7 protein-coding genes are annotated in these 7,378 nt (G+C 67.3%); 2 read left to right on the top strand and 5 right to left on the bottom strand.

The window, feature by feature from the left end:
• Positions 1-127: 127 nt before the first annotated feature.
• Together ON19_RS07300 and ON19_RS07305 are read right to left on the bottom strand one after the other, a co-directional pair.
• Positions 128-901, bottom strand: coding sequence for an SDR family NAD(P)-dependent oxidoreductase (locus tag ON19_RS07300; RefSeq protein ID WP_051168618.1), 774 nt, complete (start codon positions 899-901; stop codon positions 128-130).
• A gap of 11 nt (positions 902-912) precedes the next feature.
• Positions 913-1,956: a ferredoxin--NADP reductase gene (locus ON19_RS07305; protein ID WP_227954771.1), complete on the bottom strand. Its 1,044-nt coding sequence runs from the start codon at positions 1,954-1,956 to the stop codon at positions 913-915.
• A gap of 269 nt (positions 1,957-2,225) precedes the next feature.
• Here ON19_RS07305 and ON19_RS07310 point away from each other — a divergent pair, with 269 nt between their 5' ends.
• Together ON19_RS07310 and ON19_RS07315 are read left to right on the top strand one after the other, a co-directional pair.
• Complete coding sequence (locus tag ON19_RS07310) at positions 2,226-2,849, top strand: TetR/AcrR family transcriptional regulator (protein WP_043688505.1); 624 nt, start codon at positions 2,226-2,228, stop codon at positions 2,847-2,849.
• An 85-nt stretch (positions 2,850-2,934) separates the two neighbouring features.
• Complete coding sequence (locus tag ON19_RS07315) at positions 2,935-3,570, top strand: carboxymuconolactone decarboxylase family protein (RefSeq protein ID WP_051168619.1); 636 nt, start codon at positions 2,935-2,937, stop codon at positions 3,568-3,570.
• Between the two features lie 95 nt (positions 3,571-3,665).
• Here ON19_RS07315 and ON19_RS07320 read toward each other — a convergent pair whose 3' ends face one another.
• From ON19_RS07320 to ON19_RS07330, 3 genes are all read right to left on the bottom strand, one after another.
• A complete protein-coding gene (locus ON19_RS07320) occupies positions 3,666-4,862 on the bottom strand; it encodes a GDSL-type esterase/lipase family protein (protein ID WP_227954770.1) in 1,197 nt (398 codons plus the stop codon).
• A gap of 229 nt (positions 4,863-5,091) precedes the next feature.
• The gene (locus tag ON19_RS07325) at positions 5,092-6,687 is read right to left on the bottom strand and encodes a GMC oxidoreductase (RefSeq protein WP_043688507.1); all 1,596 of its coding nucleotides are present in this window, start codon (positions 6,685-6,687) and stop codon (positions 5,092-5,094) included.
• 178 nt (positions 6,688-6,865) lie between these two features.
• The coding region (locus tag ON19_RS07330; protein ID WP_043688508.1) for a lipase family protein at positions 6,866-7,378 on the bottom strand (513 nt) is incomplete at its 5' end.

Here is a 7,378-nt window from a genome sequence, read left to right on the forward strand (position 1 = left end):
GGAGACACCGAGTCCTCGAACGAGATCGGTCCGGTGCCCAGGTCGGGGTAGTGCTGGGTCCAGCTACCCGCGGTCGGCTTGAGCCAGTCGGTCATCGTGGTACTCCACTTCTGCGGTGAGGGACGGGTCAGATGACGGTGCCGCCGTTGACGCCGACCACCTGTCCGGTGATGTATCGGGCGTCCTCGGAGCACAAGAACGCGCAGGCGGCGGCGATGTCGTCACCGGTGCCGAGGAAACCGACCGGGATCGCGTTCGCCATGGTCGTGTTGTCCGGTAGATGTCCGGCCGCCTGCGAACCGCGCGACATCGGGGTGTCGATACCCGACGGCGGGATCGTGTTCACCGTGATGCCGCGGGAGGCGTACTCGCGGGCGAGCCCCTTGGTCATCGCGATCACGGCGCCTTTGGAGGCCGTGTAGTGCACCATCCCCGGCGAGCCGCGTTGCGCGCTCGACGAGGAGATGGTCACGATCCGGCCCCACTGCCGGGCCAGCATGTCGGGCACGACGGCCTGCACGCACTGGAACGTGCCGGTGAGGTTGACCTCCACGACGCGATTCCAAGATTCCAGGGAGATGTCGGTGAACGGCTCGAACGCGACCAGCCCGGCGCTGGTGACGAGGATGTCCACCGGACCGTAGGCCGCGCGGGTCGCGGCCAGCGCATCGTCGACGGCCGCGCGGTCGGTGACGTCGACCGCGAAACCCGCTGCGGCGCCGCCGCCGTCGCGGATCTCCGCGGCGGCCCGCTCGGCGCCGTCGCCGTCGAGATCCAGGATTGCCACCCGGTCGCCACGTGCGGCGAGGCGCCGGCAGATGGCCAGGCCCATACCGGAGGCTCCGCCGGTGACGACGGCGGTCCGCTCGGCCGGTCGCTCGGAGGTGTGCGGCAGTGACATCGGTGGCGCTCCTAGTCGTAGTCGACCCGCAGCAGCGGGCCGGTCGGGACGGCCTGGCAGGTGAGCACCCAGCCGTCGGCGATTTCCTCCGCGGTGAGCACCTCGTTGTTGCGCATCACCGTGCTGCCCTCGACCACGCGCGCGATGCAGGTCGCGCAGCTGCCCGTCTCGCAGGAGGAGGGCGGGCGCAGGCCCAGGGCCCGCGCCACCTGCAGGACGGTGGTGCCGCCGCGGTGCTCGCCGGTGGCGGTCCGGCGTCCGCAGCGGATGGTGACCTGCGCGGGCTCGCCGGCGGCCGGCTCCTCGGCAGCATCGGCTTCGCCGGTGGTGAAGCGTTCGACGTGCACGCGCTCGTCCGGAACGCCACCCTCCGACAGGCCCGCGCGCACGACGTCCATGAAGGGCGCCGGGCCGCACAGGAAGTGCTCGTGATCGCCGGTGCCAGGGAATATTTCGCTGATCCGTTCGGCGGTCAGCAGACCGGATTCGGCGTCGATGTGGTGCACGACGGTCAGCCGATGGGGGTGACGCGCGGCGAGCTCGGCCAGGCCGGTTCCGAAGATGATCGAGTCACGGTCGCGGTTGGCGTAGAACAGGCGCACCCGGCGCGTGGTGGTGGCCAGCGCCGTCTTGACGATCGAGAACACCGGAGTGACACCGCTTCCCGCCGCGAAGGCGACGATGTCGCGCTCGGAGTCGGGCAGGACGAACGCGCCCATCGGGACCGTGACTTCCACGGTGTCGCCGGGACGCACCTGTTCGGTGAGCCAGGTCGACACCAGCCCCTGCGGTATTCGCTTGACGGTGATCTGCGGGTGCGGATCGGTCACCGGTGAGGAGGACATCGAGTAGGACCGGTGATGGACCTCCGCGCCGATCCGCACCCGCAGCGTGAGGAACTGCCCCGCCCGATACGTGTACTCGGCCGCGAGCCGCGGTGGGATGTCGAGGACGAACGAGCGGGCATCGGCGGTCTCGGCGCGCACCTCGGCCACGCGTACCGCGTGCGTCCGGGTGCCACGCCGGAGCGTGGCTTCCTCCGCTGGAATCGGCACCGCGCTCTCCATTCGGTTCGCCGGAAGGACCGGCCCGAGAAGTTTGATCGACTGGTTAATTTGATCGACTGGTTAAGGTTATAGGGCTGGTCGGAGCACAATGTCAAGGCTTGACAGAGTGGAAAGCGTGTCCTTCGACCGTGGGCGCGCGACCGCGAGCCCTTAGACGGCCATAGCCGCCCTATGATCGAGCGGCGGCGCGAGCCGAGCGGCGGACCGGGCACTCATACGTGGTGCCGGGCAGCGAAAGCGGAGGCAGGAGGCGGGCGATGAAGGTGGAACGGGCGAGCAGGGCCCACAGTGCGGCCACCCGCGTCGCACTGCTGGACGCGGCCGAGCAGATCATGCTCGAAGAGGGCTACGCCGCCGTCAGCTCACGGCGCCTCGCCGCCAGGGCAGGGGTCAATCCCGGGCTGGTGTACTACTACTACGACACCATGGACAACCTGTTCGTCGAGCTCTTCCGCCGCGGCGCCGAACGCAGCTACCAGCGCCAGCGCGAGGCCCTCGAAGCCGCCCAGCCGCTGTGGGCGCTGTGGGAGGCCATCCACGACCAGTCGCAAACCGCGCTCACCATGGAATTCGTCTCCATGGCCAACCATCGCAAGACGATCAGAGCGGAGATCGCCCAGTCCTCACGACGATTCCGGCTCCTGCAGCTCGAGGCCGTCGGGAATATCCTTCGCGGCTACCCGGCCGTCGCGGCCATGTGGACACCGACCACCGTCGTCATGCTGATGTCCAGCATCTCGCGTTTCCTGCGCATGGAGGAGTCCTTCGACATCGATACCGGCCACACCGAGACGATCGCTTTGATCGAAGACTTCCTGCGCAGCGTGGAAGGCGAACGCAGCCCCGGAAGGGTCCGCGCCACGGGTCGCGGCCGATCCTGACCTTGTTCACGGTCCGCGAACACGCCTATTCTGTGCGGGTGCACAGCATTACGACCGTTCGCGTCCGCCGGTAAGGGCCGACGATATGACGGAGTCCGAGCCGCGGTTACCACCGCTGCCGATCGACCAGTGGGACGAGCAGGCGCGTGCGATGCTGCGCGGACGGCTGACCATGGCCGACCGTTACCTGTCCGGCGAACCCGACGCCCCTCCCCTCCCCAACGTGCTGGGACTGCTCGGACACCATCCCGAGCTCGCCGCCGCGTGGCTCACCTACAACAGTCTGCTCCTCGAGCGCGCGACCCTGGACCCACGGTGTCGTGAACTGGTCATCCTGCGCGTGGCTTGGCGCAGCGGCTCGCGCTACGAATGGGAACAGCACGTGCGCATCGGTCTGCGAGCTGGCCTGTCCCCCGAGCAGATCGCCGCGGTCCGGCAAGACCCGAGCGCCGAACTCTGGACGCAGGTGGAGCGGCTGCTACTGACCGCCGCCGACCAGCTGATGGACGGGCACCGCATCGACGGCGACACCTGGACCGAACTCGGCGCGCACCTCGATACCCGGCAGCTCATGGAGCTCATGTTCGTCACCGGCTCCTATCTGTGTCTGGCCATGGTCTTCAACAGCGCCGATCTGCAGCCCGACCCGCGTGCCGAATCGCTGCCCGCCGCACTCGAATTCGCGCCTCGTGACGACGAGGACCGTTCTTTCCAGGCGTGATACACGCCTCGACCATTCGCTGAAGCCCCCACAACACGACAAGTACACGGCGCACTGACCTCGGGTGTCGCGGCCCGTCGGCACTGCGGGGATCGTCAGCAGGCGGGTGATGGGGAGGCGCTGAGCAGGGCGAGGTCGATCGTCTCGGCCATCGCCCGATAGCCCGCGAGGCTGGGGTGCAGGAGATCCGGGCTCGAATAGACCTCTCGGAGCACGGACGGGTTGGCAGGATCGCGCAGGGCGGCATCGAAGTCGACGATCCCGTCGGCGAGGTTCTGGTTGCGTATCCAGGCGTTGATCTCCTGCCGGGCGGTCTCGCTGCGGGGCGCCAGGAGTTCGCCGTCGACAAGGGCGTCGGAGGCGGGAAGCAGTGTTCCCAGCCAGATCTTCTTGCCGTGCCGGTGCGCTGCGGTGATGAGTTTCTCGTATCCCGCGATCATCGACGCGGCATCGGCGGGCGGCGGAAGTCCGAGATCGTTGATACCCTCCTGCACCAGAACTCCACCGACACCGGCTTGTCCGAGTGCGTCGCGTTCGAAGCGCGACAGCCCGCTCGGACCGAGAAGAAGCGGCTCGCCACTGGTGAGCAGGCGATTGCTGCCGATTCCGGCGTTGACCACCGAGATCGGGATGCCCGCGGTGTCCAGACGCCGCTGCAGAACGTCGGGATAGCGTCCGTTGGTGTCGGCGACGCCACGATCGACCGGCACGCTCAAAGCGTTGGCGCCCACGAAACCATCGGTGATGGAGTCCCCGAACGCCACCACCGCACGAGTGTCGGCGGGTGCGAGCACGTCCAGAGCGGTGACATACAACCAGGAACCGGTCGTGGAGGAGAATCCGTCGGCGCCCGGCTGCCCGGTGAGATCACCGCTACCGGCAGGAGAGTAGAACGAGGTGGCGTTGGCATTCCAGTGCTTGGTCGGCGGCCCCGCCGGATCGGGAACGTGAATACTGACCGCCAACGGGGCGAACGCTGCGACAGTGAACGGCACCGGATCGCTGACGACATCGGCTCCGGCGGGCAGGGTGACGGCTGCCTGCCCGCCGAACAGCACCGGCGCCGGATCGCCCACCGCCGCGCCCGATAACTGGTTGGCGATGCTCACCCGTGCGAAGGTGACCGGCGTCAGCCCGAACCGGTTGGTCAGACGCACGCGCAGTCGCGACCCACCCAAATGCGGAGTGATGACCATCCGAAAAGTCTGGTCGTCGATCGCGAGTGGAATCGGCCCTCCGGCCGCATCGACGGGAGTCACCGAATCGGTGGGGCTCGCCGTCCACGACGCCACGAAATGTTCCCCGCCGCACCCGGAAGGCTGCGCCCGAGCCACCGCGGTATCCCCCGGGCTCACGACCGCGGCAGAGCCGGCCGCGAGCACGAGGGCCGCGGCCAACGCTGCCCCGCGACCACGAGCACGCCGCCGAATTCGCTTGCGGGAGACTACATAGACAGAACTCTCGGGGGCCATTGCAGAAGGCTTCACAATTATCACCTCTCCGTCGACGGAATTGCGCGAGTCAGATCAGGGAGCCGATGTCGTGGGTGACGATGTTGTCGAGTGCGCGTTCGGCGACCGCGGCAATGGTCATCGATGGGTTGCATGCCGCGGTATTGCCCGGCATCAGTGCTCCGTCGAGGACGTAGAGTCCGGGTTGTTCGTGGACGCGGCCATCGAGGTCGCAGACCGCGCCCATGCTCGCTCCGCCGAGGGGATGCCAGGTGGAGGGGAACAAGGCGTTGGTATCCAGCAGCATGCCGTCGGGACCGGCGATCTTGTGGACCGCGGGGCCGATGTGGTTGTCCTGAATGTAGCTGTCACCATCAGCGGGCCAGTGCAGGATCGCGTCGTCGCGTGCCGCGTCGTATTGGAACATGCCGCGTCCGTCGCTGACACCGTATCCGACCATCATGGTGCTGCGGGCGTCCAGCGACAGTGGCGGGATGGACGCCTGGATCACGGTGTGAGCGGAGTGCGGATCAGCCCAGTTCTTGCTGCCGTAGACCACCGGGCCGCCTTGTGGTGCACCGAATTCGGCCGAGGGATCGGTCCAGACATAGATGCGGTCGGCGTTGGTGCCCCAGCCCTGTCCCAATCCGTCGGGCAGATCGCGGATCAGTCCTTTCGCTCCGGCCCGCACGAGCAGCCGGGTGGTGTTGAGGCTACCCGCGGCCAGGATCAGCGCGCCGGCGGTGAGGACCTTGTTCTCGACCACCGCGCCGGTGGTGTCCAGCCGTTGTACATGCACGATCCACCGGCCGTCGGATGCCCTTTCGACGTCGGTGACCTCGTGCAGGGTTTCCACCCGTACCAGGCCGGTGGCTTCGGCGGCGGCGATGTAGGTGACGTCGACGGAATGTTTACCACCGTTGTTGACACCCATGGCGCCGTCGCCGTTGGTGTAGGAAGCCTTCATCTCCCCGCGCAGCTCGGCGAGCGCGAAATCCCAGTCGATGGGCATGGGGATCTTCGACAACGGCATTCCGGCCCGTCGGACGCGGTCGGCGAACACCCTTGCCGCTCGATAGTTCTCGGTCGCGATCAATTCGTCCGGCGCTTCGGCCAAACCGAGCATCCGGGCAACGCGCGGGTAGTGCACCCGGTTCATCAATCCCCAGTCGAGTGCCTGCGGGAAGTGGGTGTCGAACACCTCCTGGGTGGGTTGCAGCGACATTCCCTGGTAGACGAGGGAACCGCCGCCGACACCCGCCGCGCACAGGGCGGTCATGTTCACCCCTGGAACCGCTTCGACCAGGCCGGTGTAACGGTCGAACACCATCGGACGGCCGAACAGATTGGGGCTGGACCGACACCACAGCAGGCGCTTATCGGGCGAGGAAGCACGGGGGAAGGTTTCGGCGTTCGGTCCTGTCGTCCAGCGCAGTCCCCGTTCGAGCACGGTCACCGGCACGCCGGCCTGCGCCAAACGCAGAGCGCTGACACCCCCACCGAAACCCGAACCGACGACGACTACCCGGTGCTCTTCACGGGTCAGTGGAACGTTGTTCACCTGCGCGGCGGCGGGAGCGGGCGCACCGAACGTGCGGGAGGCCAAGGCCACAGCACCGGTCGCGGCGACACCGGTTAACAGCGAACGGCGCGAAAATGCAGTCATCACAAATCCTTCGGGGGTATTCGGCATGTCGAAAAGTCCTGAACGCCGTACGAGTCGGGCTTCGACCGCCGGATCAGGTGGTGTGCGCAGGGCACGACGTCTCCACCGCGAGCCATGAAGGATGGCTCGGTGGGCCGGAGACCTTGGTCAGCGCCGATTCGATCGCGCGCAGGGGGTTTCAGTCGAAGGTGCAGCCTGTGACGGGTTTGTCGGCGAGGCGGTCGAGCAGGTAGGTGATCGCGTTGTCGGGGCCGAAGCCGTCGATCATCTCGGGTCCGAAATGGTTCGGGATGGTAGCGCCGGGGAAGATCGGCGGCAGATCGTTGGTACGGAAGGTGACCGTGGCGCCTTTCGCGCACCAGTCCTCGGCCAACCGGCGGGCCTGACCATAGGGAACGGTGTCATCGTTCAAACCACTGGTGATCAGCACCGGCGTGGTCGGGAGCAGATTTCCCACGCGCAGTTCGGCGAGGGCGGGAGCCGCTTCCGGAATCGCGGCGAGATGCTCGGTGAGCGAGCGGCCGTCGTTGGTCAGCGAACTGGTCTTCACGAAGGGATGGCGGGTGATGATGTCGCCGATGCATTCATCGCTGAGGGTTTCCAGCATGGCGCGCCCGGCGGGACTGGTCACCCGGTCGACGGCTTTGTTCAGCTCGGGGTAGCGGGCGAGCAATCCGTTGATGGCGAATCC

Source organism: Nocardia abscessus NBRC 100374, assembly GCF_000308455.1.
In the GTDB taxonomy this organism is placed as follows: domain Bacteria; phylum Actinomycetota; class Actinomycetes; order Mycobacteriales; family Mycobacteriaceae; genus Nocardia; species Nocardia abscessus.

Coding starts and splice junctions, on each gene's coding strand:
- ON19_RS07315 (WP_051168619.1), top strand. CDS start 2,935: ATGACGGAGTCCGAGCCGCGGTTACCACCGCTGCCGATCGACCAGTGG.
- ON19_RS07310 (WP_043688505.1), top strand. CDS start 2,226: ATGAAGGTGGAACGGGCGAGCAGGGCCCACAGTGCGGCCACCCGCGTC.
- ON19_RS07325 (WP_043688507.1), bottom strand. CDS start 6,687: ATGACTGCATTTTCGCGCCGTTCGCTGTTAACCGGTGTCGCCGCGACC.
- ON19_RS07300 (WP_051168618.1), bottom strand. CDS start 901: ATGTCACTGCCGCACACCTCCGAGCGACCGGCCGAGCGGACCGCCGTC.